The 23,238-nt window shown below is 67.7% G+C and carries 16 protein-coding genes and 1 tRNA gene; 12 read left to right on the forward strand and 5 right to left on the reverse strand.

Annotation, left to right across the window (positions count from 1 at the left end; translation table 11 throughout):
• Nucleotides 1–264 precede the first annotated feature (264 nt).
• Nucleotides 265–2,004: a ubiquinone-dependent pyruvate dehydrogenase gene (poxB, locus tag MHO01S_RS07365; protein WP_060960111.1), complete on the forward strand. Its 1,740-nt coding sequence runs from the start codon at nucleotides 265–267 to the stop codon at nucleotides 2,002–2,004.
• On the opposite strand, the gene MHO01S_RS07370 is transcribed toward poxB, so the two are convergent.
• Complete coding sequence (locus tag MHO01S_RS07370) at nucleotides 1,886–2,932, reverse strand: DMT family transporter (RefSeq protein WP_232784009.1); 1,047 nt, start codon at nucleotides 2,930–2,932, stop codon at nucleotides 1,886–1,888. The two genes, poxB and MHO01S_RS07370, sit on opposite strands and share 119 nt — an antisense overlap.
• A gap of 71 nt (nucleotides 2,933–3,003) precedes the next feature.
• Here MHO01S_RS07370 and MHO01S_RS07375 point away from each other — a divergent pair, with 71 nt between their 5' ends.
• The 4 genes from MHO01S_RS07375 to MHO01S_RS07390 all read left to right on the forward strand — a co-directional run bounded on the left by MHO01S_RS07375 (nucleotide 3,004) and on the right by MHO01S_RS07390 (nucleotide 6,771).
• Entirely contained in the window at nucleotides 3,004–3,900 is an 897-nt protein-coding gene (locus tag MHO01S_RS07375; RefSeq protein WP_060960110.1) for a LysR family transcriptional regulator, read from the forward strand.
• Nucleotides 3,901–3,960: 60 nt separating this feature from the next.
• Nucleotides 3,961–4,179: a PLDc N-terminal domain-containing protein gene (locus tag MHO01S_RS07380; protein WP_060960109.1), complete on the forward strand. Its 219-nt coding sequence runs from the start codon at nucleotides 3,961–3,963 to the stop codon at nucleotides 4,177–4,179.
• Nucleotides 4,180–4,274: 95 nt separating this feature from the next.
• On the forward strand, nucleotides 4,275–6,686 hold the full coding sequence (locus MHO01S_RS07385; RefSeq protein WP_061782081.1) for an acyltransferase family protein: 2,412 nt from the start codon (nucleotides 4,275–4,277) through the stop codon (nucleotides 6,684–6,686).
• Nucleotides 6,687–6,699: 13 nt separating this feature from the next.
• Nucleotides 6,700–6,771 (forward strand) — tRNA-Arg (locus MHO01S_RS07390).
• A gap of 201 nt (nucleotides 6,772–6,972) precedes the next feature.
• On the opposite strand, the gene MHO01S_RS16735 is transcribed toward MHO01S_RS07390, so the two are convergent.
• The gene (locus MHO01S_RS16735; protein ID WP_174524668.1) at nucleotides 6,973–7,335 is read right to left on the reverse strand and encodes a tyrosine-type recombinase/integrase; all 363 of its coding nucleotides are present in this window, start codon (nucleotides 7,333–7,335) and stop codon (nucleotides 6,973–6,975) included.
• Between the two features lie 821 nt (nucleotides 7,336–8,156).
• Here MHO01S_RS16735 and MHO01S_RS16280 point away from each other — a divergent pair.
• The 6 genes from MHO01S_RS16280 to MHO01S_RS16285 all read left to right on the forward strand — a co-directional run bounded on the left by MHO01S_RS16280 (nucleotide 8,157) and on the right by MHO01S_RS16285 (nucleotide 20,336).
• On the forward strand, nucleotides 8,157–9,428 hold the full coding sequence (locus MHO01S_RS16280) for a DNA cytosine methyltransferase (RefSeq protein ID WP_218016048.1): 1,272 nt from the start codon (nucleotides 8,157–8,159) through the stop codon (nucleotides 9,426–9,428).
• Between the two features lie 59 nt (nucleotides 9,429–9,487).
• On the forward strand, nucleotides 9,488–10,390 hold the full coding sequence (locus MHO01S_RS07400) for a NaeI family type II restriction endonuclease (RefSeq protein ID WP_060960107.1): 903 nt from the start codon (nucleotides 9,488–9,490) through the stop codon (nucleotides 10,388–10,390).
• 582 nt (nucleotides 10,391–10,972) lie between these two features.
• Complete coding sequence (locus MHO01S_RS07405) at nucleotides 10,973–13,009, forward strand: hypothetical protein (protein ID WP_061782083.1); 2,037 nt, start codon at nucleotides 10,973–10,975, stop codon at nucleotides 13,007–13,009.
• Nucleotides 13,010–13,013: 4 nt separating this feature from the next.
• The gene (locus MHO01S_RS07410; protein ID WP_060960105.1) at nucleotides 13,014–13,937 is read left to right on the forward strand and encodes a hypothetical protein; all 924 of its coding nucleotides are present in this window, start codon (nucleotides 13,014–13,016) and stop codon (nucleotides 13,935–13,937) included.
• A 16-nt stretch (nucleotides 13,938–13,953) separates the two neighbouring features.
• Entirely contained in the window at nucleotides 13,954–19,383 is a 5,430-nt protein-coding gene (locus tag MHO01S_RS07415) for a DEAD/DEAH box helicase (RefSeq protein WP_060960104.1), read from the forward strand.
• A complete protein-coding gene (locus MHO01S_RS16285; RefSeq protein WP_082734198.1) occupies nucleotides 19,380–20,336 on the forward strand; it encodes a PD-(D/E)XK nuclease family protein in 957 nt (318 codons plus the stop codon). The genes MHO01S_RS07415 and MHO01S_RS16285 overlap by 4 nt, the downstream gene beginning before the upstream one ends.
• 155 nt (nucleotides 20,337–20,491) lie before the next feature.
• Here MHO01S_RS16285 and MHO01S_RS07420 read toward each other — a convergent pair whose 3' ends face one another.
• The 3 genes from MHO01S_RS07420 to MHO01S_RS07430 form a co-directional block, all read right to left on the reverse strand.
• Nucleotides 20,492–20,923: a hypothetical protein gene (locus MHO01S_RS07420; protein WP_060960103.1), complete on the reverse strand. Its 432-nt coding sequence runs from the start codon at nucleotides 20,921–20,923 to the stop codon at nucleotides 20,492–20,494.
• 236 nt (nucleotides 20,924–21,159) lie between these two features.
• The gene (locus tag MHO01S_RS07425) at nucleotides 21,160–21,558 is read right to left on the reverse strand and encodes an ester cyclase (protein WP_060960102.1); all 399 of its coding nucleotides are present in this window, start codon (nucleotides 21,556–21,558) and stop codon (nucleotides 21,160–21,162) included.
• A 45-nt stretch (nucleotides 21,559–21,603) separates the two neighbouring features.
• Nucleotides 21,604–22,383: an SDR family NAD(P)-dependent oxidoreductase gene (locus tag MHO01S_RS07430; protein WP_218016049.1), complete on the reverse strand. Its 780-nt coding sequence runs from the start codon at nucleotides 22,381–22,383 to the stop codon at nucleotides 21,604–21,606.
• A 56-nt stretch (nucleotides 22,384–22,439) separates the two neighbouring features.
• Here MHO01S_RS07430 and MHO01S_RS07435 point away from each other — a divergent pair, with 56 nt between their 5' ends.
• Complete coding sequence (locus MHO01S_RS07435) at nucleotides 22,440–23,186, forward strand: TetR family transcriptional regulator (protein ID WP_082734197.1); 747 nt, start codon at nucleotides 22,440–22,442, stop codon at nucleotides 23,184–23,186.
• Nucleotides 23,187–23,238 lie beyond the last annotated feature (52 nt).

Consider the following 23,238-nt stretch of genomic DNA (forward strand, 5'->3'; position numbering starts at 1 on the left):
CGTTTCGACTCGGGCCTGGGGCCCTCGCTCAACGACCGGGCGGCGGTGACGTGCGGGTGGCGGGGGTGGGGCGTTTCGACTCGGGCCTGGGGCCCTCGCTCAACGACCGGGAGGCGGTGACGCGCGGGTGGCGGGGGTGAGGCGTTTCGACTCGGGCCTGGGGCCCTCGCTCAACGACCGGGCGGCGGTGACGTCCCAGCGGGCGCGCACGTTTCGACCGACGTCGAGGCCCGCCGTGCCGACAAGCGGCGTAGCGTCGAGGGCATGGCGAATGTTGCGGACTTCTTCATCGAGACTCTCAAGCGTGCCGGCGTCACCCGCATCTGGGGGCTCCCCGGCGACTCGCTCAACGCGTTCACCGACGCGCTGCGCCGCGACAGCGCCGGCGACGCGATCCGCTGGATGCACATGCGCCACGAGGAAGCCGCGGCCTTCGCCGCCGGCGCCGAGGCCGAGCTCACCGGCGAGCTCGCCGTGGTCGCGGGCTCGTGCGGTCCGGGCAACCTGCACTTCATCAACGGCCTGTTCGACGCGAACCGCAACCGCGTGCCGCTGCTGGCGATCGCATCCCACATCCCTTCGGCCGAGATCGGCAGCACCTACTTCCAGGAGACGCACCCGCAGGAGCTGTTCCGCGAATGCAGCGTCTACACCGAGCTCGTCGCCGACCCGTCCCAGCTGCCGTGGGTGCTGGAGATCGCGATGCGCACCGCGGTCGAGAAGCGCGGGGTCGCGGTGGTGGTCGTCCCCGGCGACGTGTTCTTCGCCGACGCGCCCGACCGCCGTCCCACCGCCCCGATCCGGGCGACGGGCTCGACCGTGCTGCCCGCGGCATCCGCCCTGGCCGCCGCCGCGACGGTGCTCAACGACGCGAAGAAGGTGACGATCCTCGCCGGATCGGGTGTCGCCGGCGCGCACGACGAGGTGCTCGCCCTCGCCGAGGCGCTCCAGGCGCCGATCGTGCACGCCCTGCGCGGCAAGGAGCACATCGAGTGGGACAACCCGCACGACGTCGGCATGACGGGACTGCTGGGCTTCGCCTCGGGCTACAAGGCGATGGAGTCGTGCGACACGCTCCTGATGCTCGGCACCGATTTCCCGTACCGGCAGTTCTACCCGTCGAAGGCGACGGTCATCCAGGTGGACGTCCGCGGCGAGCAGCTGGGGCGGCGCACGCCCATCGACGTCGGCGTCGTCGGCGGGGTGAAGGAGACGGCGAACGCGCTGCTGCCGCTGCTGCAGCGGGACCGCTCCTCGTCGCACCTCGATGAGAGCGTCGCGCACTACCGCAAGACCCGCGAGCGGCTGGACGATCTCGCCATCGACGACGGCAAGGCGCCCGTGCGGCCCGAGTACGTCGCCCGCGTCATCGACGAGCTCGCCGCCGAGGATGCCGTGTTCACGGCCGATGTCGGAAGCCCCGTGATCTGGGCCGCGCGCTATCTGCGCATGAACGGGCGCCGGCGGCTCATCGGTTCCTTCGCCCACGGGTCGATGGCCAACGCCATGCCGCAGGCGCTCGGAGCGCAGGGTGTCGACCGTTCGCGTCAGGTGATCGCGCTCGCCGGGGACGGCGGCCTCGCGATGCTGCTGGGCGATCTGCTGTCGATCCGCCAGAACGACCTGCCGGTGAAGATCGTGGTCTTCAACAACTCCTCGCTGAACTTCGTCGAGCTGGAGATGAAGGCCGCCGGCATCGTGAACTTCGGCACCGGGCTCGAGAACCCGAGCTTCGCGGCGATCGCGGAGGCGATGGGCATCACCGGCATCCGCGTCGAGAAGGCGAGCGAGCTGCGCGGCACCGTCGCGCAGGCCCTCGCCGTCGACGGGCCGGTGCTGATCGACGTGGTCACCGCCCGGCAGGAGCTCGCGATCCCGCCCGCGATCACGCTCGCTCAGGCGAAGGGGTTCTCGCTGTGGGCGCTGCGGACGGTGCTGTCGGGTCGGGGCGACGAGCTGATCGACCTCGCCGAGACCAACGTGTGGCGCCGTCTGTTCCACTGACCGCTCGGGCGGTGCGGTGCGGCTCACCCGCCGCCTCGCGGCGACCGAGGCGGTGGCGGCGCTCGATCGCCTGACCCGCGTAGCTGGCGGCGACGATGAGGGCCGCGCCGCCGATGCCGACGACCCCGATCGCCTCCCCGCCGAGGGTCACGCCCACGACGAGCGCCCACACCGGCTCGGTGCCCATGAGCATGCTCGCCCGCGCGGCGGAGGTGCGCCGCACCGCCCACAGCTGCACGACGAACGCGAAGACCGAGCAGAGCAGACCGAGGAAGACGACGTCGGCGACGGCCGCGGCATCCAGCGCGCCGACCGCGCGGGGCAGCGCCGGGCCCGCGAGGAGGGTGAACACGGCGCTGCCGACGACCAGCTGCACGAACACGACGCCGAGCGAGCCGTCGGCGCGTGAGCGCGTGAGGTGGCCGCTCGCGGTGACGTGCACGGCGCGGACCACGGCGGCCGCGATGACGAGCAGGTCACCGGCGGTGGGTGGGCGGATGCCGTCGCCGGAGACGAGCAGAGCGACGCCGACGACGGCGGCGACGGCCGCGACGAAGTAGGAGCGCGGCAGCCAGACCCGCGAGACGATCCCCTCGAGCGCCGGCGTCATCACGAGGGCCAGGCTGATGAGCAGGCCCGCATTGGTCGCCGAGGTCAGGCTCACTCCCCAGGTCTCCAGGCCGATGATCGCGGCCTGCGAGATGCCGAGGATCACGGCGATGAGCAGGCCGCGTCCGCGGGGCAGGCGCTGTCGCGCGAGCAGGCACAGGATGCCGGCGCCCGCCGCGGCGACGAGGAAGCGCAGCGCGTTGGCGCTCGGGACGCCGGTGACGGCGATGAGGTCCTTGGCGGCGAGGAAGCTCGCGCCCCACACGACGGCGACGGCGAGGAGGGCGAGGTCGACGAGGAGGTCGGCGCGCCGTGTCATGGAGTCAGAGTGGCAGCATCCGGCGTGAAGAACATCGGGCAATGTCTTCATCGATGTGTTAGAGATTGCTTATGGATCCGATGCGGCTGCGGCTGCTGCGCGAGCTCGGCGACCGGGGGAGCGTGACCGCGGTCGCCGCCGCGCTGCACGTCAGTGCGTCGGCCGTGTCGCAGCAGCTGGCGATCCTGCAGGCGGACGTCCCGGTGCCGCTCACCGTGAAGCAGGGGCGCACGCTCGTGCTCACGGATGCCGGGCGCGCGCTGGCCGCAGCGGGGATGCCGGTGGAGGAAGCCCTGGTGCGCGCGCGGGAGAGCGTCGGCGCCTACCTGGCGCTCGACCGGACGCCGGTGCGCGTCTCGGCGTTCCACAGCGCGGGCGTCGCCCTGTTCGGACCGCTGCTGGCCGCGGTCGGCGGCGATGCCGTCGCATTCGCCGACGCGGATGTCGCACGGGAGGACTTCGCCGGTCTCACCGCCGATCACGATCTGGTGATCGCGCACCGGCTCGCCCACGATCCGCCCTGGCCGCGCGAGCGGGTGCGGGTCACGCCGCTGTTCGCCGAGCCCCTCGACGTCGCCCTTCCCGCGGCCCATCCGTTGGCGGCCCGAGACGCGATCACCCCCGCGGAGCTGCGCGGTCAGACGTGGATCTCGACCCATGACGGTTTCCCGCTGGCCGGGGTACTCCATGCCATCGCCGCCGTCGGCGGCGAGCCTCCCGTGATCGGTCACCGGGTCAACGAGTTCTTCGTCGCAGCCCAGATCGTGCGTGCGGGCGCGGCGATCGCGATCATGCCGCGCTACACCGCCCGGGCCCTCGCGACGGAGGGCATGGTGCTGCGCCCGGTCGCCGGGCTCGCGCTGGTGCGCCACGTCGACGTGCTCGCTCGTCCCGACGCTCTCGCCCGCGCGGCGGTCCGCCGCGTGCTCGGTGCGCTCGCCGACACCGCCGCCGATCTCGCACGGTGAGACTGCGGGATGTCGGGCCGACCCCGTGAGTTCCGTCGCCGTGTCGGGCATGCTGGGGGCATGGTGATCTCCGGCTGGCACGTCCTGATCCTGATCGCGGTGCTCGCGGGCATCGCGTTGTTCATCGCGGCCGTCGTCAGCATCGCCTCGTCGGCGGCGACGAGCTTGGAGAAGACGCTCTGGATCCTCGTCACACTGATGTTCCCGCTCATGGGTCCGATCGTGTGGTTCGCCGTCGGGCGGCGTTCGATCGTCGCCAATCCCGCCGAGCGACGTTGAGCGTTGTCGAGCGGCGGATCGCGGTCCTGCGCCGTCGCAGTGGGAGCGCTCCCTTAGGCTGAGTCCAGCCCCTCTTCCCGTCCCCGGTCTCCTCCGTGCCTCTACGTCGCGACATCCAAGGTCTGCGCGCGCTCGCCGTGCTGGCCGTCATCGGCGCGCACGCCGCCGGCTGGCCGCGGGGCGGGTTCGCCGGTGTCGACGTGTTCTTCGTGATCTCCGGCTTCCTCATCACCGGGATGCTGCTGCGCGAGCAGCGGGCGACGGGCCGCATCCGCTTGGCGCGCTTCTACGGCCGGCGCGCCCGGCGGCTGCTGCCGGCCGCGCTCGTCACGGTCGGGGCGGTCATCGGTGCCGCGTTCGCCCTCTTCGGTCGTGCGCGGGCCGAACAGGTGCTGTGGGACGGTGTCTCGGCGCTGCTGCTGGTGTCGAACTGGCGGTTCACGCAGCAGGGCACCGACTACTTCCATGCGGGCGATGCCGTGTCGCCGCTGCAGAACTTCTGGTCGCTGTCGGTCGAGGAGCAGTTCTACCTCGTATGGCCCGGCCTTCTCATCGTGTCGCTGCTGTTCGTGCCCGCCGTCGCGCGCCGCGGGCGGGCGGTCGCCACGGTGGTGGCGGCGTGGGCGGTCGTCGTGATCGCGGCATCCTTCGGCTGGGCGCTGCTGCAGGGGGCGTCGGCGCCGACGGCGGCGTACTTCTCGACAGCGACCCGGGCGTGGGAGTTCGCTCTGGGCGCCCTGCTCGCCGCCGGGGTGCCGGTGCTGCGTCGGATTCCCGCGGCCGCCGCGGCCCTGCTGGCCTGGATCGGCGTCGCCGGTGTCGTCGCATCGCTCCTGCTCATCGACCCCGCGACTGTGGGCTTTCCCGGACCGTGGGCTGCCGCACCGACGGCCGCGACCGCGCTGGCGCTCGCCGGCGGCGTCGCCGCATCGCCGCGGGCGCTGTTCCCGTGGACGAACCCGCTGGCGGTCGTCGTCGGCAACGCCTCGTACTCGCTCTATCTGTGGCATTTCCCCGTGGTCGTGTTCGCCGCCGCCCTGCTTCCGGCGTCGCCCTGGTCGCTGCCGCTCACCCTCGCGATCGTCGCCGTGGTGGGCTTCGCGTCGTACGCGATCGTGGAGCAGCCGCTGCGCTACGCGCCGTTCCTGGGCGGCCGGGTTCCCGTGGCGGATGCGGGCGCGGACGCTGACGCGGCGCCGGACGTGGGACTGGATGCCGCGCCGGCGACGGCCGGTCGAGTGGCGCCGGCTGCCCCCGCTCCGCGCACCCCCGAGATCGCGACGCGCCGGCCCGCGGGGTGGCAGCCGGGCACCCGCTACTACCCGGGCGGCGCGCGCATGGTGGCCGAGGCTGCCGCGCCGGACGCGGAGGCGGTGCCGCCGGCATCCGTCGTCGAGGCGATCGTCGAGGAGCGGCTTCCGGAGCCGGACCCCGTCGCTCCGACACCGCCGGTCCTCGAGGCCGCCGGGCCGGTGGCGAGCGTTGCTCCGATGGTGGCCTGGCGGGAGCGGTTCCGCACGCAGGTGCCGCTCGCGACCGCGGGGCTGGTCGCCGCGGCGCTGCTGCTCGTGCTCGCCGTGCAGGTGCAGCAGCCGCGTCCGGTTCCGCCGAGTGCCGACGCGGCCCAGGCGGCGCCCGCGATCGACGACCCGACGGCTGCGCTGCAGGCAGACCTGGCCGCCGCGGTGTCGGCGACGACCTGGCCGGAGCTGCATCCGTCGCTCGATGAGGTGATGGCCCAGTCGTCGGGGGCCAACCCGGCGCACGACTGCTTCGCGCCGACGCCGCTGCCGGATGCCGCGGCGTGCACGTGGGGGAGCGGCGCCGCGCCGCGCCACCTCTACCTCGTGGGCGACTCGACGGCGATGGCCTACGCGCCGGCGCTGAAGGCGCTCGCCGAGGAGAGCGGGGGTGCGATCCGCGTCACCACCGTGGGGCTCTACGGATGCCGGTTCACGGACGTCTTGGTGCAGAACGACGACCCCGCGGTGATGCAGGCCTGCACGCAGCGGAAGAACGACGTCGCGGCGATGATCGCGGCCGACCAGCCCGAGACGGTGCTCGTCTCGAACGCGTACACGCTGGGCCGCACCGCCGACGGGCGCGACCTCAGCGCGGCGGAGCTCACCGCCGCCGAGGCCGCGGAGATGGCACGCTACGGGATGCCGGGGCGCATCGTCTATCTCGAGGCTCCGCCGGAGGGCGCCCCGCTCGGCAATTGCTACACGCGCCTCGGCTCGCCCTACGCCTGTGCGACGAGCATCACGCCGACCTGGCGCGACATGCAGGTGGCGACGACCGCCGCGGTGGCCTCGTCCGGTGATCGCGTCGTGGATGCCCTGGCCTTCACCTGCTGGCAGGGCGTGTGCCCGGCGTTCGCGGGGGCGCTGCCCATCCGCTATGACCAGACGCATCTGACCGTCGCCTACTCCGCACACCTCGCCCCGTACCTGCGGTGGGCGCTGGATGGGGGCGGCGGGGCCGGTGCCGCGGCGCCGCCCGGGTAGAATCGACGCGCCAGCCTCTGTAGCTCAGTGGAAGAGCCACTCCGTCCTAAGGAGCGGGTCGGGGGTTCGAATCCCTCCAGGGGCACCGCGTCTTTTTGCTCCTGACCAGGCATTTCTTCCGTGGTCGGACCTCTCAGGATCGCCTTTTGCCCGCGTTTTGCCCGCATTTGTAGACGCTGTGAATGGAAACAGAGCCCGTCAGAGCGCTACATCCGGCGTCCCCGAACACTGAGTTGGCTCGTTTCGTGCGGCGTGGAGTTCGACGAGAATTTGAGCAATCTGCTCTCTACGGTCGGGTCGGCAATTCGTAGCGCGTCTGCGGACCCGCCGGCAGCGCGACGAGCGGCATCTGGGCGTTGAGTTGTGCCGTGACGGCATCCAGATCGTCGTTGAAGAGGTCGGCATAGGTGTCGAGGGTCATCGCCGCGGACTCGTGCCCGAGCATCCGCTGCACGGCCTTCACGCTCGCGCCGGGGCTGATTACGAGCGACGCCAACGCTTGGTTGAGGTCGTGAGGGGTTGTCGATGGATCGAGGGATCGTTCGCTTGCGCGCTTCACCGCGTTCGCGAACCAACCCTGGCTGCCGAGTTGCGCAAGTGATGCACGCCATAGACGAAGAGCAACCGTTGTGGGCTCCTGCCAGAGCACGCCTGCTCGATCATCGGAGGGAGGCGATCGGGGTAGGGAACCGAGCGCTTCTCTTGCGTCTTCGGTGTGCTGACGTGGCTCGTGTCGCCGATCCTCACCGCATTCTGCTCGATGACGAAGCGCTTGCGTAGCCGGTTCGCGCTGCGCACAAGCACTCTCGTCGCTTCGCACCAGTACACACCGGTGTAGGCGAACTTCAGCACCCTCGTCGGGTGCGTTGAGCATGCCGTCGGCGTTGCGACCTGGTCGGGGGAGAGGAAGACGCGGCACTAGCCCGGCCCCGTCCGGCGGAGATTCCGGAAGGTTCGCGCTGGATTGGTTGCAAGGCGCGATCATCCATCGCGACGTCGAGGAAGTCGGCGAGCAACCTCAGCGCGTGAGAACGACTGTGCGCGGCTACATCGTCGAGAGCTCCGACACCCAATCCTGAACCTCGGGTGCCGGATCGGCCACGTATCCCTGCCCGCCCAGGGGGCGCGACGTTGCTCTTCCACGCCCGCTCGAGCGTCATCTAACTCAACGGCTTCGACGACATTGGCGGCTGCTTCGAACGCAGCCAGCTCTCGGCGAACACCATGACCGGCACCCGTTACTCCAGCTGGCGTCAACGCGCCTGGTGGCGGATGCGGGTCGATGGCGAACTACGCTGCCAACTGGCGTTGGTGAGAACACTTGCCTCGCTCCCCACACCCCGAATGTAGCGCCCGGGCGGGTACCTGAGTGGGCTGTGGGGGTTTCGGCGAGGGGCCGTGTTCAAGAGGACACGGCAACTTGCCATAGCCTCGTGCCCAGTGTCCCCGTTGACTCGTACTATCGACAGTGTGGACAGAAATGAGTCGCGGGTGCATACAGTAGTGGAGATCTGCGCTGGCGCTGGTGGGCAGTCACTCGGCCTCCACAAGGCAGGATTCACTCATTCGCTTGCGGTGGAGATCGACGCAACCGCGGCGGAGACGCTCCGCGCGAATCTGGATGGTCCCGTTGCGGTCGGCGATGCTGCCAACCCCGAGGTGTGGGATCCGCAGGACTACAGCGGCGTGACCTTGCTTGCGGGCGGTGTGCCTTGCCCTCCCTTCTCGATCGCCGGCAAGCAGCTCGGTTCGTCCGATGAGCGTGATCTCTTCGCATGGGCAATCGAGCAGGTCGGAGTGATGCGGCCGCGAGCAGTCATGCTGGAGAACGTGCGCGGGCTCTCGGCTCCCAGGTTCTCGGCATACCGGCAACGAATTATCGATCGCCTCGACGAGTACGGGTACGTCGGTGAGTGGAAGCTTCTTCACGCGTCAGACTACGGAGTCCCGCAGCTGCGACCTCGCTTTGTTCTTGTCGCAATGCGGCCTGAGGACCACGCGTACTTCCGTTTTCCAGACACCGACGGTAGCGAGACCACGACAGTTGGCGAATCGCTCTATGAGCTCATGGCATCCAACGGTTGGAAAGGCGCTGCCGCATGGAGATCGCTGGCTAATGGGATTGGTCCGACGCTAGTGGGTGGCAGCAAGAAGCATGGAGGCGCAGACCTTGGCCCGTCTCGGGCAAAGCTCGGGTGGGCCAAGTTGCACGTAGATGGGCGTGGGATCGCAGACGCAGCACCCGCGCGCGATGCACCGTCGCCCCACGAGTGGCATCCGCGCCTGACAATCGCGATGGCGGCGCGAGTCCAAGGTTGGACGGCGGAGGACAACTGGGTGTTCAGCGGTCGAAAGACATCTCAATACCGCCAGATCGGCAATGCTTTTCCGCCACCGGTCGCGGAATCAGTCGGGCGGAGCATCATCGCAGCCGTCAACCACGAGGGACCAGCTCGCGACGACATTGGTCGTGAGGTGGATCTACACGACTCCGTCTACCGCGCACTTGCTAGCGCGTCCGGCGCGCTCACGTTTGAGGACCTCGTGAAGGCGCACAACGAAGGAAGCAGCGCAGCCGTCGAACGGAAGCTGGCGGCACTCGCCCACGACTTTGAACTAGAGGTCCTTGAGGATCGCTCAGGCAAGACTCGATACCGACTTGGCGCGTTCAAGGGGTTCACTGGCCAAGCAGATCACCTGCGCCACGAGTTCGTAGCCCAACACCGCAACCGAGTCAGTTGAACTTGTCTGATCAGCTACCAGGAGACTGGTCCTACGATCCGGTCGCTTACGAATCCGATATGGCTCTTGTGCAGGTGTACCGAGCATTCGAGCGAGCCGATTCCGACGGAGCACGGATCGCGCAGATGATGCGGAAGACACTTGATCAGCTGTACGACGGGCAGCGTACCGGTCGGTACTCGTGGAATCAGCTTCACAAGACCGAACGCACCCATTTCGGGACTCTGTTCGAGATCAATCTTCGTCGTGAGTTCGACGACGTTATCGATGAAGGTGTCGGGCTCGACTATCGAATCGCTGGTCACGACGTAGACTGTAAGTTCTCGCAAACTATGAATGCATGGATGATTCCGCCCGAGGCCGTCGGCGAGCTGCTCTTCGTTGGTTATGTCAACGACTCCGCGAGTGAGTTTGCGGTCGGTGTGGTTCGCGCATCGCCCGAACATTTGAGATCGGGAGCGAACCGCGACGCCAAGGTCGGCCTGAACCAAGCTGGACGTGATGCTGTGCGCTGGCTTCACCGCCACGGTGACCTTCCGCCCAACGTGCTACTTCAAGCCGATCCGGATGATCTCGCTGCAATCTTCAAGAGGGGTCTGTCAGGGCAAGCTCGCGTGAACGAGCTGTTCCGCCGTATCGTGCGTCGCCGAATCGGCCGGAGTGCTGTTGCGACAGTGGCGCAGCAAGACGACTTCATGAAGCGCGTACGCGAGAACGGCGGTGCGCGCAGCCTCCTGCGCCCCGAGGGATACGTGATCCTTGGGGGCGACTACGCGCTGCACCGGCGGGCCGCCGAAGAATTTGGAGTGCCTGTGCCTCAACCGGGTGAGATGGTCAGCCTCCGGATCACCAAGGCGGACGACGGCGACGTGAACACCGTCGAAATTGCAGAATCGTCGTGGCGCGCTGCGGACGATGGAGAGCAGGTCAGCGGCCCCGCACCGCTGATTCCCCACCGATAGCGGAATGTGTGCCGATGGCGTCCGAGACACGGTCAAATGCGACTTCGGCATCCCTCGCGCTCCCGAACCTTGACATCCTCGTGCCGTGTCCCGAGCACCGCTGGCATCCTGCAGGTCTCGCTCGCGGTTACGTGCAAGCCTCACTTCCCAGTAGCCCGTGTTGAGGCGTGGCTTCGCGCCGCACCACGCCCCCGAGAAACCAAAGGCAATCCACTACGAACACTGCGCGCCGGGCTTCGTATAGAAGATATCCGGCCGCACCGACTCTGGACCGAACGCGAGACGATGGTCACACCGACTTCTGTACCCGCGGCGTGAAGCCTCGAGCGCGATGCCAACCAAAGCTTGCTGCCTCTGTCGGCGATTCGACGGCGTGCCTCTCTGGCGAGCTGATGGCTCGCTTTCGGCGGCCAGTGGTGCGACTTCGCTACCGCTCCTCGCGTGCCGGTGTCGGGCTGAGCTATCGGCGACTCGATTGTCACTGCGGGCACGCGGTCTCCTCAAGGGCGATCGACCGCCTTCCACTTTTAACGTTCTGTTGGCGGTGCTCATGAGTATTGTGTGTTGAATGGGGACCTGCCGATGACGAACGAGCGCTACCTTTGGTGGCAAGAGGCGCTTGCCGACTACTTCTTGGTGCCGCAGGACGGGGCCCTCGTACTGTTCATCGATGACGACGAATTACGAAAGATTGCCCCAGATCTAGAGGACCCGGCCGGTGACCTGGCGCAGGCCGTCCGCGACGCGAGCTCGCGTGCGCCGCTTTCCTACTTCGGTCGGGTAGCGGGCAATCGCCGAATATGGCAGCGCGGTGACCGCGCATTGCCGCCTCCTGTTCTTCCGGTGCTGGCGATGACTGTGCTCGCGGCCACCCGTATGCGCTCGGACGGGGAGGTGCGTTCCACGAACTACTACCGGCGCCTTGCCGAATCGATCGAGCCCGCTGCGGGTGCGTCGCGCGTAGCTCAGCTGAAGGCAGAGGTCGAAGGGAGCGCTTTCCTCGACGTCGTCGAAATGTGGTGCGCCCTCGACGAGTGGATTCACGAGCAGGCCGGTCGTGTCGGCGTATCAACGATCCGAACGCACGAACGTCTCACGCGAATCGGATACCCGCAGTCGCAGGCCCTTCTCACTAGGAACGACCGCGCCGAGCTGACGCGGTTCTTTGCCGCGCTCAGCATCAGCGAGTCCGGACTCCCCGATGAGAACTCGATGCTGAGGGCTCTGGAAGTCTGGACCTCCGCCAGCTCGAACAGGCTGGGCGACACGTTTATGGACGCGCTTCGTGGCGCAGACACGAAAGGACTGATTGCCGCGGTGGTTTTGGCGTGCGCGGCTGCATGGGACGGTCAGGTGATCACAAAGGATGGCCGCCGGCGCATCGCTGTGCGGCTGGGCATCGACCTCGAGGAATGGACTACAGGGTGGCTGTTCCCGCTTCAGGACGCGGGCTCGGGGCCCATCACGCTCGGCGGCCTGACAGCGGCGGACAAACCTGTCACGCTCGTCCCCAATCCGCCCTCACGCTACTACGCCGCCGGCGATGCCCCCTTCGTGACCATCGACAACATTACGCACGGTCTCCGCCTACGGGGCAGTGAGTACGCTGCTGAGTTTCCGAAGGCAGAAGTGGTCATCTTCTCCCGTGACGCCGACACCGGGGCGTGGTCGTCAACGACAGGCATCACCCCTTACGAGACCCATGTGATTGCCGCAAAGGGCGCAGAATCATCGGCAGTCTCCCGCGTGCTTGGTGCGGCTGCCGAGTCGGGATGGGCGACGCGTAGGCAGGGGGCGAGACCGCTTCTCCCGGGTTTCGTCCTGTTCGAGGGCGTCAGGTTCACCGAGGATGCTGCGCTTCAGAAGGCATTGAGCGACGAGCCGGGGCTGCGGGCGCTTGGAGTCGCCCCGACTCTCATTCCCCGGGCGCGTTTCGTCCGCGGACTGCCGCTAGACCGAGATCTTGCGCCGAATCACTATCTACTCGGTGGCGAGCCTGACCTTCTCCTCCCCACTGAGAATGAGAGCCGGATGGTTGCGCTGTCGCTCGGAGGCAAGGAGGACCGGGTCCCCGCGAACGGTTTTCCGTTCGAGGTGAGGCGCTGGCCGTGCCCCGAGGGTGTGACGGAGATCCTCGCGGAGGGGCAGCAGCTCAGCTTCACGCTTCTCGCGGAGTCTGTCGTTGAAGCGACCCCGAAGGGAACCGCCACGTTGGGTTGGGACGAGAACTCAGAACTCGGAGCGCTGAAAGTGACTCCTAAGCTCATCGGCGCCGTCGTCAGCGGCACGTTCGCTGACACATCCGTGATGTGCCGGTGCGGGCGTGACGAGTCCTGGCTGCTTCTGGAGGGCGGCAGAACTCAGCCTCTCGCGGAACCAAGGCCACCGACCTTCACCGATGCTGCTGGGTTCGCGTTCACTCCCCGATACTTCGAGGCATCCGCACCCCCGTCGGCGCGGTGGCTCGCGCAGCGCAGCGGGACGACCTGGCACCTCAGTAGCCTCGTTTCACCGCGGGAAGTGCGAGCCACTTTTGACGTGCTCGGAACGTGGTCACGCAACGCCGACGCCACGGGGCCCGCGCTCTGGGAGATTCAGATGGGACTCGCCAATGGATGAGACCGTGGGCGACCTGCTGTTCCGATGGATGAGCGAGGTCGGCTCAGGAACAATCACCGATGTGCGCACCCGAATCGACTGGATTGCCCGGACGACCAACATCGAGCCGCGCCGGCACACGAGCGGACGATGGCTGCGTGACCTCTCCTCGCTCGGTCACTGCGAAGTGGACTGGGACGGAGGCCGATGGTCCGTGGCTCCACCCGCGCTCGTGCGCCTCCCCTCCGCAGGCGGGCTTGCCGTCATCGCAGGCGCTCGCCGCCCCCGGATGATGCGTATTCTTGAGGACTTCTGCGGCTGGCTTCCGGCGGCTCGGCGGGAGCCGCCAGAAGGGGAGGTCCCGCTGCCCATCACCTTCTACATGCAGCACACACGCGAATCTGACCTCGTCGATGCCGCTGACGCCACGGGCCTCACTCTCGCCGGGCAGGCCGCGGAGCGTATCGCGCGCACGCTGCCCCCCACTCGCCCGCATGTCTTGACAGGCCCGCCCGCCTTCGCCGCCCAGCTCAAGCGCCTCGACTCGATGCACCCGCGTTTCTGGCAGAGCGTCAGCGCGGCCCAGGCGAATCACCCGGACGGCCTCTACTCCGAGCAGGTCAACGGCCGAGCTCGGCACATCACTCGGCGCAGCGGCGAGTGGTTCGCGTGCGACCTGTCCACCGGCACCTTCGCCGAGCTCGCCCGCCGACACGAGTCTGCTCTGCGTTGGCGCGCTGACACCGGGCGCGAAGCCGCTGGTACCGGCACGCTGTTTGTGGACTGGGGTGCTCCGCTACCCGCCCTGCATAGCCGCGCGCTTGTCCTGTGCACCGGTCTCCCGCCGAGATTCGGTGCGACCGCAACGACCGCCATGTACGAGAACGTGCCCCGCGATGTCGCGGCGCGTGTAAGTACGTCCCTTGGCCAGACGCTGGCCACCGACTGAGAGGCGCGCCCCGTACATGAATGCCCCTACCCCGCGTCATCTCGACGCCGTCAAGACCTTCGAGCACCTGCGCGAGGCGTACTTCAAGTACTACAACACGCCGTTCGGACTGGCCGACCCCGCCCTGCAGGCGGAACGACAGCTGCTTCTGGACCGTGACGGCGGCGTCTTCCGTGAGCCCCTCCTCGAGTTGCGTCCCGAGTACGAGGGAACCGGGCACACTCTTGCGGAGTCCGTAAGCGCTGCGGGAGCCGCACCCGAGCTTGCCGAGTTCGCCGCACGCGGACTGCTCAAGGGCGTGCCCGCTCTCCACGGCCATCAGGAGGCCGCCCTGACCGCTGGAGTGACGCCTGGGAAGAGCATGGTTATCACCGCTGGCACTGGCTCCGGAAAGACAGAGTCTTTCATGCTGCCTCTGCTCTCCTCCCTCCTCGAGGAGTCTCGGGATTGGAAGGGGTCATCGAGCCTCGGAGGGAAATGGTGGGATAGCAACAGCCCCACTTTCGTCTCCCAGCGCCAATCCGATGCGGGAAGGGCTGCCGTCCGCGCCATTGTGCTCTACCCGATGAACGCACTGGTAGATGATCAACTCATCCGCCTCCGCCGAGCCCTCGACAGTGAGGAGGTCCGCTCCTGGCTGAACGAGCGCCGGAGCGGGCATCGGTTCTACTTCGGCAGGTATACCGGCGCGACCCCCGTCACTGGATTGCGCTCGAACGGGTTGAGAGTTAAGGAGCTCGCCAGGTACCTTCGCGCGACTGAAGCGCGTGGCAGCCGTGCTCGCGAACTCGCCGCACAGCTCGGTGACGAGGGTCTGCAGTACTTCGTGCCACGGCTGGACGGCGCTGAGATGCGCTCGCGCTGGGATATGGCGGACGCCCCGCCGGACATTCTTATCACCAACTACTCGATGCTCAATGTGATGCTGCTCCGTGACCGCGATGCGCACTTCTTCGAGTCCACTCGTAGGTGGCTGGAGAATCCCGCGAACCGCTTTACCCTCGTCGTCGACGAGCTGCACACCTACCGCGGCACCGCTGGGAGCGAGGTCGCGTATCTAGTCAGGCACCTCAAGCGCCGTCTCGGACTTGACAGGAACCCCGAGCAGTTCCGCGTACTGGCGGCGTCCGCCTCGCTTGACGCGCAGCGTGACCAGGATTACCTCCACCAGTTCTTCGATGCCCAGCCCGGGTCCTTCGCTTTTATCGAAGGCACGAACAAAGTGCCCCCGCTAGAGGACCCGGTCTCTGCGGAGGATCCCGCCGGGCTCGCGGCGATGTCGGCGGGCGACGCCGCCGTCGTGGCCCGCGAGGCCGGCATCGTCGAATCGCTCCGGACTGCACTGCACGCTCGCAGTGGGGCGGCGAAGCGGCTCGACGACCTCGCGACCGCCATATTCCCCGATGCGAAAGAGGAGATTTCGCGTGCGGCTGTCGCACGTGTCCTCGAAGGCCTTGCCGCGGAACCGCACGAGAGCGACCCGAAGCTTCGTGCGCACCTCTTCTTCCGGAACGTTGCCGGAGTATGGGCCTGCTCCGACCGTGAGTGCAGCGTAGTGACGGACCCCTCTCCGGACCGCACTATCGGCAAACTCCACGCCGAGCCGGCAACGCGATGCGAATGCGGGGCGCGCGTACTCGAGCTCCTGTACTGCCAGAACTGCGGAGACGTGTTTCTTGGTGGATTCGCCCCCGAAGGCGAGCCCCAGCAATCGGGCGTGAAAACCATGCTCCTCGCTGACGTGCCCGAGCTGGCGAAGCTTCCCGACCAGGTCAGCTTGCAGCGCACCGCTGACAACTACATCGTCTACTGGCCGCGGGACGTGAGAAGCCTGGATGCGCTCGACTCGCGCTCGTGGACGCGAGACGGCCAGAAAGTTGAGTACTCCTTTCGGCCCAGCACCCTAAACCCGGGCTCTGGGGAACTGCGGAACATCGCGACCGGGCACACTGGCTGGAGCTTCCACGCGAAGGTCGCGCGAGACAATGTCGGCGGGCTCAAGCGTGACGTGGCGACGGTGAGTCCGTTCCCGACGCAGTGCCCCGCCTGCGGCGACGACTGGGAGCAGCAGTACGCAGGGCCCGAACGCCTCAAGGCGACGGATCCGCGCACTCAGCGGTCGCCCATCCGAACGATGCGCACTGGTTTTGAGAAGGTCAACCAGATCCTTACGACGGAGCTCGCAAATGACCTGAGCGAGCGGGAACGCAAGATCATCGTCTTCACCGACAGCCGGCAGGACGCTGCGAAGCTCTCCGCCGGACTCGGCCTCCGCCACTATCAGGACCTTCTTCGCCAGCTGATGTACCTCCGTCTCAAGCGAGCGGGTGACCCGGCGTCGGACGTTGAGCGAGCCCGGGAATACCTCGCAGAGGGGAACAAGACCCCTGACAGGTGGGAGGCGATCACACGTCTACGCGAGCGCGACTCCGCCAGTTTCAACGCGCTGCGGGATATCTGGGAGGAGGCGCCCGGTACGGACGTGACGGCGGCGCCAGCCCTCATCGCTGACCTGTCGAAGGGCCTCACCCTCAGTGAGCTCTCCTCGCTGGTCTCGCTCGATTTGCTCGACCTGGGCATGAACCCCGGCGGGCCTCATGCAAGCCTGCGTGAGCGTGGTGGTGACACCTGGTCGTCACTGTTCAACTGGAGCGTCACACCCGTCGTCCCTCGCAGCGGGCTCTCCCCGACCGGACAGTTGCTCATCGAGGACATCAGCGCCTCCCTCGAGAGCGAAATCCTCGAGGGCCTGTACGCCGGTGGTGGGCGTGACTTCGAGACCACCGGGCTCGGCTGGCTCACGCTCGCAGATGACACAGCTCCCGCCGACGCGCCGGGCACGGTGAGCGACGGCGAGGCGAGGGCAGCCCTGCGAATTCTCGCCGACCAGCGCCGCTTCAGCAGGATTCGCTCGGCGCGGGGCGAGCCCACACCCCGCCTCCGCAAGTTTTGGACAAAGGTCGCGGACGAGACCGCGGGAGACCCTGATGCGCTGCGCCAGGACGCGCTGAATCGCGCAGGCGAGGCGGTCATCGATTACCTGATTAACCCATCAAAGGTGTCCATCCGACTAAGCGACGGACGGGCCTGGACCTGTGAGAAGTGCCGTCGTCAGCACCTGACAACGGGAAACGGATTCTGCACAAAGTGCGCGCGGAGGCTCCCCACCCAATCCACTCCGGTCGTCAACGAAACCGACTACTACGCCTGGAAGGCCATGAGCGACGACGGTAGATTCCGTCTGAACACCGCGGAGCTCACCGGCCAGACCGACCGTGTCGATGCGCAGAACCGTCAGGCAAGATTCCAGGGTGTATTCCTGGCGGGCGACGAGAACGAGAAGACTGACGCTGTCGACCTGCTCTCCGTCACGACCACGATGGAGGCTGGCGTCGACATTGGCTCGCTGTCTGCCGTCGTTCTCGGCAACATGCCGCCCACGAGGTTCAACTATCAGCAGCGGGTCGGACGCGCAGGGCGGCGAGGTTCCCCGGTCGCCATCGCACTCACCATCTGCCGCGGGCGCAGCCATGATGAGTACTACTTCGAGCGACCTGACCGAATCACTAACGAGCCAACGCCCAAGCCCTACCTCACGCTGAATCGTCCCGAGCTGTTCGACCGCTCCCTGCGTAGCGAGATTCTCCGGCTCTCGTCCGCGGACTATCTGTCTGCAGCAGGTGGGGATGACCTCTCGTCGAACGTGCACGGTGAGTTCGGCAAGACCGGCGACTGGGACACGATCATTCGGCCGCGACTTGAGCGGTGGATAAACGACAACCGCGATGCCGTCATCGCTCTCGCGACCGCTTTGAGCTCAAGCACCTCGTTCCACGCCTCGGCCGCGGAACGGGCAGATGCCGTGCTCGGCACGCTTGTGTCCGACATCGCGGGGGCGGTGGCCACGGCGAAGCACGACGACCTCAGCCAGCTGCTTGCCGAGGCCGGCCTCCTGCCGATGTTCGGGTTCCCGACGTCTGTGCGTTACCTCTACCTCCACCGTCCGTTGTCGTCGAACCCGTGGCCGCCGACGGATGTGATAGACCGCGACCTGAGCATGGCCGTCAGCGCGTTCGCTCCGCTCAGCGAAGTCGTCCGGGACGGAAGGGTCTACCCCGTCATTGGCGTAACCGAGTTCAAGCCTGTCGGCTCTGGGACTCCGCAGCCGGTGCCCGACGCGCTGGGGAACTCGTCGGCGCTGTTCATCTGCCGGACCTGCTCGTACCTCGGCGATGAGCGCGCCGGTGACGGCACGGATACCTGTCCTCGATGCGGAGCCGGTCCTGCCTACTTCAGCGAGGTTCCCCTGCGCGAGCCGCTCGGATTCCGGAGCGGGTTCGACACGGACTTCGACGGCAACTTCTCGTGGTCTCCGCGCGCGATGGCGGCACGGGCCATGGCGGACCCGACGAAGCTCGCCGAGTCGGCTGTGGGCCGCGCCCAGGTCCTCGCTGGACCCGCCGAGCGATACGTCGTCAACGACAACGGCGGGCATCTGTTCCCACTCCGCCGCGCCGCTACCGGCGGGCCGAACTGGGGTGGATACGTGTCGGTGCAGGCCATCGAGCAGGGGCTGATACCCGGCACCTTCGCGACGGGAGATGTCGAGCACGTCGCGCTAGGAGCCGTGCAACACACGGACTTCCTCTTCATCGGTTCCGTCACCCCGACGGACTGGGACCGCGGAATCCGGCTGAATCTCGTATCCGGCATCCATCAGCCGAGCGGCGCGCCGGACGTCACCGACGGGCGCCGAGCTGGCTGGTTCTCGCTTGCCTTCCTCCTGCGCACTGTCGCCGCAACGAAGCTCGACATCCTGCCGCTTGAGCTCAACGCGGGCATCTACTCGGGTGTAACCGTAACGGGGGAGCCGACCGTTCAGGCGTTCCTCGCGGACACGCTCGAGAATGGTGCAGGCTTTAGCACGCATCTCGGGTCCGAGCAGTTCCTTCCTGAGTTCCTGGACGCAACTACGACGTACCTTACGGAGCTGGAGCGGGGCGATCACCCTCACGCCTGCAACTCGTCGTGCTACCGGTGCCTGCGTGACTACGGGAACATGGCCTACCACGCGCTTCTTGACTGGCGCCTCGCCCAGGATCTCTTCGGCTTGCTTCGCGACGGCACGCTGGACATCGACCGCGAAGCGGAGTCGAAAGCGCTGAGCCGGTGGGCTGCATCGTTCGGCGCAACAGTCCTCGACTTGCCTAAAGCCTCCGCCGCTATCATCGAGACACCTCAGTACGGCGTGTACGGGGTGGTGCTCCGCCATCCGTTCGAAGGCTCCGACGTGGACGTGATGTCCGAGCGACTCGCCGAGGCAGCAGCGGATATCGAAACCTCGACAGACTGCAACGGTGTGGTGTTCGTGGACTCATTCACGATCGACCGCGACCCTAGGCGCGTGCTCAAACTCATCGCCGACGCGGCGCAGGCCATGACGTGACCCAGCGAGGTGAGTGGTTGTCGGCGACGTCAGCCGGACGATTGCTGCGGTGCCCAGCGTCCGCGGCGTTTGTCACTACCCCGAATCCCATCCCACCTTCGCCACCTCAGAACGCTGGGACCCTCGCACACCTCGCGATGAGCGCTTGGTTCGAGAGCGGTGCCTGGCTGGACGACGAGCACGGACATGGCCTGCAGCAGGCGTGGGATCTCGAAGTAGGGCGATGGATGGTTGACGCGAAACGGCTGCCCAACTCGGTCATGACCCGCGCGAGATTGCGTTCGCGAGGCCCCGAGCTCGCAGCGGTCCTCAAGAGCGTCGGTATCACTGCGCGCTCCGAGGTATTCCTACGAGATGACGTCAGCATGCTCTACGGTCAACTAGACGTGGTCGCCGACGATTCACGCGGTGGTGCGGTAGTAGACCTAAAGACCGGCAACGATACTGACAGCGAACGCGTGCGGACTCAGTTGCTGATCTACGCAGCCCTGCTCAAGAATGAGACAGGGCATCTTCCGACTTTGGTTGCGTTCAGTCTCGTGCACGGCCCGGTGCCGATCGAGTTCTCACAGGCAGATGTGGACGATGTATTCGCGCGCGTCGAAACAGCACGCGGGCAACGTGGATTAGAGGTGCCGAACCCCGCGGGCTGCAAGTACTGTCGTCGTCGACACGTCTGTGAACCGCACTGGAGCGCTGCGACAACATGGGCTGAGCCTGATTGCGTCGAAGGTCGTATAAGCAAGGTCGAGACCGCTGCCGGAGGACTGACTGCTGTTCGGGTCAGTACCGCAGCTGGCGAGCAATGGGTGACAGGCCTGGTGCCTCCGGGCCAGCACAGTCTGGCCAGGGGGCGCACGATTCGAGTGACCGAGGCGGCCGGACGGGGAGCGGGCGCTGAGCGTGAGTGGCGAGCCAACCGATCGACTCGCGCTTCGGTGCTACCCGACTAAGGGTAACAGGGTCCCAAGCCCAACGCGCATATTGAGCCCGAACCGGCACAGCCGGCTGGGCGGCTCAAGACGCAATCGCATACAGGCCGACGTGATCGAACGCACCCCCGGCGCGCGTCGTCGGCCTTGAGAGCGCGAGCGCGTCAACTCACTTCTCAGGGCGCTGCGGCGGTCGTCGGAGTCCAGGTCGGTGTCGGGAGCACGGCGAGTCCGGTGGGTTGAGGCCACCGATTCAGGCACGCGTATCCCGGCGGGCAGGGGTCCCGAACGCAGGCCGCTGCGGCCGGACCCCCGCTGTTCACCCACTCGGAGTGATCGAAGTCGGACACGTCGATGAGTGCTGAGAATTCGTGGTCACCGTGGGAGTCGGCCGCACGGATGGTGGCCGCGAACTGATCGCCGAGCGCTGCGGCCATCTCCTGTTCGCTGCGAGGCCCGATGGTGACCTGAAGGCCCGAGGGTGCCGCACCCACCGCGAACTCGAACCCCTCCGGAACGGCGGCGGATCCGGCGGCTGACCAGACGAGAGTGGCGCTGTCGTCGTCCTCGCCATTCATCCGTTCGAGCGTGATGGAGGAGATCGTCACGGGAGGGCACAAGCGAACGATCGTCGTCCCGCCCGGACGGGGTCCGCGGCCCAGCTGTCATACCCGGCGAGCGAGACGGCGGCGGCGGCGCACGTCACCACAGCCCCCAGATGAGCCAGAAGGTGCATTCTCCGATCCCGCTCATGACCGCACGTAGTGCCCACCGCCATCGACGCAATCGTCATGAGTCCGCCGCTTCTCGCCGGCACGCAGGCGATGTCGTCGACGACGCCACGTCACGCCGCCAGCTCCGCCGCGACGGCGGCGGAGTCGATGAAGACGCGCTCCGCCACGACGCGGCCGTCGTGGTCGAAGGTGACCACCGCGATCATCTCGAGGTCGATGACGCGTCCGGTGGCGGCGAACCCGCCGTAGACGCCGTCGTGGGTTCCGTCGAATCGCACGAGCATCGCGCCGGTGTCGCCCTCCTGTCCGAGCGGGGCGATCGTGGCGCGCAGATCGCTGAACGCGGCGAAGAGCGCCTCTTCTCGTTCCTGCAGGGCGTGCAGCCCGCTCTGCGCACCGGTCAGGGGGGAGTGGTAGGCGGCGGGCTCCGCCCACAGTGCGACGACGGCGGCCGGGTCGTGCGCGTTGACCGCGGCGGCAGCGGCGCGGGCGAACTCGTGGATGTGCATGGTGATCTCCTTCGATCGGGGTGAGGATGCCGGGGACCCGGCGGTTCAGGGACGGACGGAACGTTCTGCGAGCGTGAGGGACAGCCGCTCGGGAAGTCGCGGGGCGAGCCAGGACACGAGCGCGTTGCCGCGGCCGTCGACCACCGAGGGGCGGCCGCGTCGCAGGGCGCGCAGGGCCGTCTCGACGACCTGCTCGGGTGTGCGGCGGGCGCCGACGGAGGCCGCGTCGCCGGCCGTCGCGAAGAACGCGGTGTCGGTGGCGCCGGGGCAGAGGGCCAGCACGTCCACGCCGGTGCCGCGGGTCTCGCGCCACAGGGCACGGGTGAAGGTGAGCACATACGCCTTCGAGGCGGAGTAGACGGCCATGTGGGGGACGGGCTGGAAGCCCGCGGTGCTCGCGACGTTGATGATCGTGCCCCGGCCCCGCGCGAGCATCGGCGGGAGCAGCAGCGCCGTCAGCGCGGTGAGGCTGTTGACGTTGACCGCGATCTGCGTGGTCGCCGAGCTCAGCGGCTGCGTCGCCACGTCACCGTGGATGCCGAGCCCGGCATTGTTGACGAGGGCGTCGACGGCGATCTGCTCGCGCTCGAGGCGGGCGACGAGCTCCTGCGCGGCATCCGGGCGGTCGAGGTCGTGCGCCATGACGGTCACGGACACCGCATGCCGTGCCCGGAGGTCGGCGGCGAGCTCGTCGAGCACGTCGGCGCGACGCGCGACGAGGACGAGGTCGGTGCCGAGGGCGGCGAAGCGGTGGGCGAAGGAGCGCCCGATTCCGGAGGAGGCTCCGGTGATCACGGCGGTGGTCCCTGCGGTGATGGTGCGCACGATTCTCCTAAATAAACAAACCGGGCGGTCTAATAAATCAGGACTATAGTGGGAAGATGCCTGCGCGTCCAGTCGCCGAAGCCGAAGCCGGTCGAACCGCCGCCCGCCGCGTGGGGCGTCCGGCCGGGCCGACGGCGCAGGGTGCGGCGTCGCGAGAGGTGATCGTCGACGCCGCCGCGGGGGTGTTCGCCCGCCTGGGCTACGACCGGGCGCGCATGGCCGACATCATCGAGGCGAGCGGGATGTCGAAAGGGTCGGTGTACTTCCACTTCGACAGCAAAGAGGCTCTCGCGGTCGCCGTGCTCGAAGACCGGCACGAACGGTGGATCGCCGCCGTGGAAAGTGCCGTCGCGGACGTCGACGCGGGGCAGCCGAGGCTCTCGCGGCTCCTTCCGGCGATGCTCTCGCTGCACCGTGAGGATCCCGACGCCTGGGTGATCTCGCGCCTCACGCAGCGCCTCGCCGACGCCGAGCCCACCCGCGATCTCGCGGCGGCGGTGACGCGGCGGTGGATCGACCTCGTCGCGAGCCTCATCCGCGAGGCCCAGGGCGTCGACGACAGGGCAGAGTCCGTGGACGCGGCCGCCCTCGCCACGGTGCTCGTGGGCGCCTTCGACGGTCTGAAGATGACCGTGGATGTCGTGGGCACCGGCGACCGCGCCGACGACGGCCGGCTTCTCGCCGAGGGCGGTGCCGTTCTCGAGCGGATGCTGTTCGAGACCGTCGGGATCGTGCCCGCCGAGAAGTCGCGACAGAAGTCGAACGTTCGCCCGACCTCGAGCCGGGCTGCCCGAGTACCGTGAGGTCAGCGACCGCGCCGGTGTTCGCCGCGGCGGTCACCTCCGGCGGCATCCA

It is taken from the genome of Microbacterium hominis NBRC 15708 (assembly GCF_001592125.1).
Taxonomy (GTDB): domain Bacteria; phylum Actinomycetota; class Actinomycetes; order Actinomycetales; family Microbacteriaceae; genus Microbacterium; species Microbacterium hominis.

Excerpts from the sequence above, each read along its gene's own strand:
- poxB (WP_060960111.1), top strand. The coding sequence starts at position 265 with ATGGCGAATGTTGCGGACTTCTTCATCGAGACTCTCAAGCGTGCCGGC.
- MHO01S_RS07370 (WP_232784009.1), bottom strand. The coding sequence starts at position 2,932 with ATGACACGGCGCGCCGACCTCCTCGTCGACCTCGCCCTCCTCGCCGTC.
- MHO01S_RS07375 (WP_060960110.1), top strand. The coding sequence starts at position 3,004 with ATGGATCCGATGCGGCTGCGGCTGCTGCGCGAGCTCGGCGACCGGGGG.
- MHO01S_RS07380 (WP_060960109.1), top strand. The coding sequence starts at position 3,961 with ATGGTGATCTCCGGCTGGCACGTCCTGATCCTGATCGCGGTGCTCGCG.
- MHO01S_RS07400 (WP_060960107.1), top strand. The coding sequence starts at position 9,488 with ATGGCTCTTGTGCAGGTGTACCGAGCATTCGAGCGAGCCGATTCCGAC.
- MHO01S_RS07405 (WP_061782083.1), top strand. The coding sequence starts at position 10,973 with ATGACGAACGAGCGCTACCTTTGGTGGCAAGAGGCGCTTGCCGACTAC.
- MHO01S_RS07415 (WP_060960104.1), top strand. The coding sequence starts at position 13,954 with ATGAATGCCCCTACCCCGCGTCATCTCGACGCCGTCAAGACCTTCGAG.
- MHO01S_RS07425 (WP_060960102.1), bottom strand. The coding sequence starts at position 21,558 with ATGCACATCCACGAGTTCGCCCGCGCCGCTGCCGCCGCGGTCAACGCG.
- MHO01S_RS07435 (WP_082734197.1), top strand. The coding sequence starts at position 22,440 with ATGCCTGCGCGTCCAGTCGCCGAAGCCGAAGCCGGTCGAACCGCCGCC.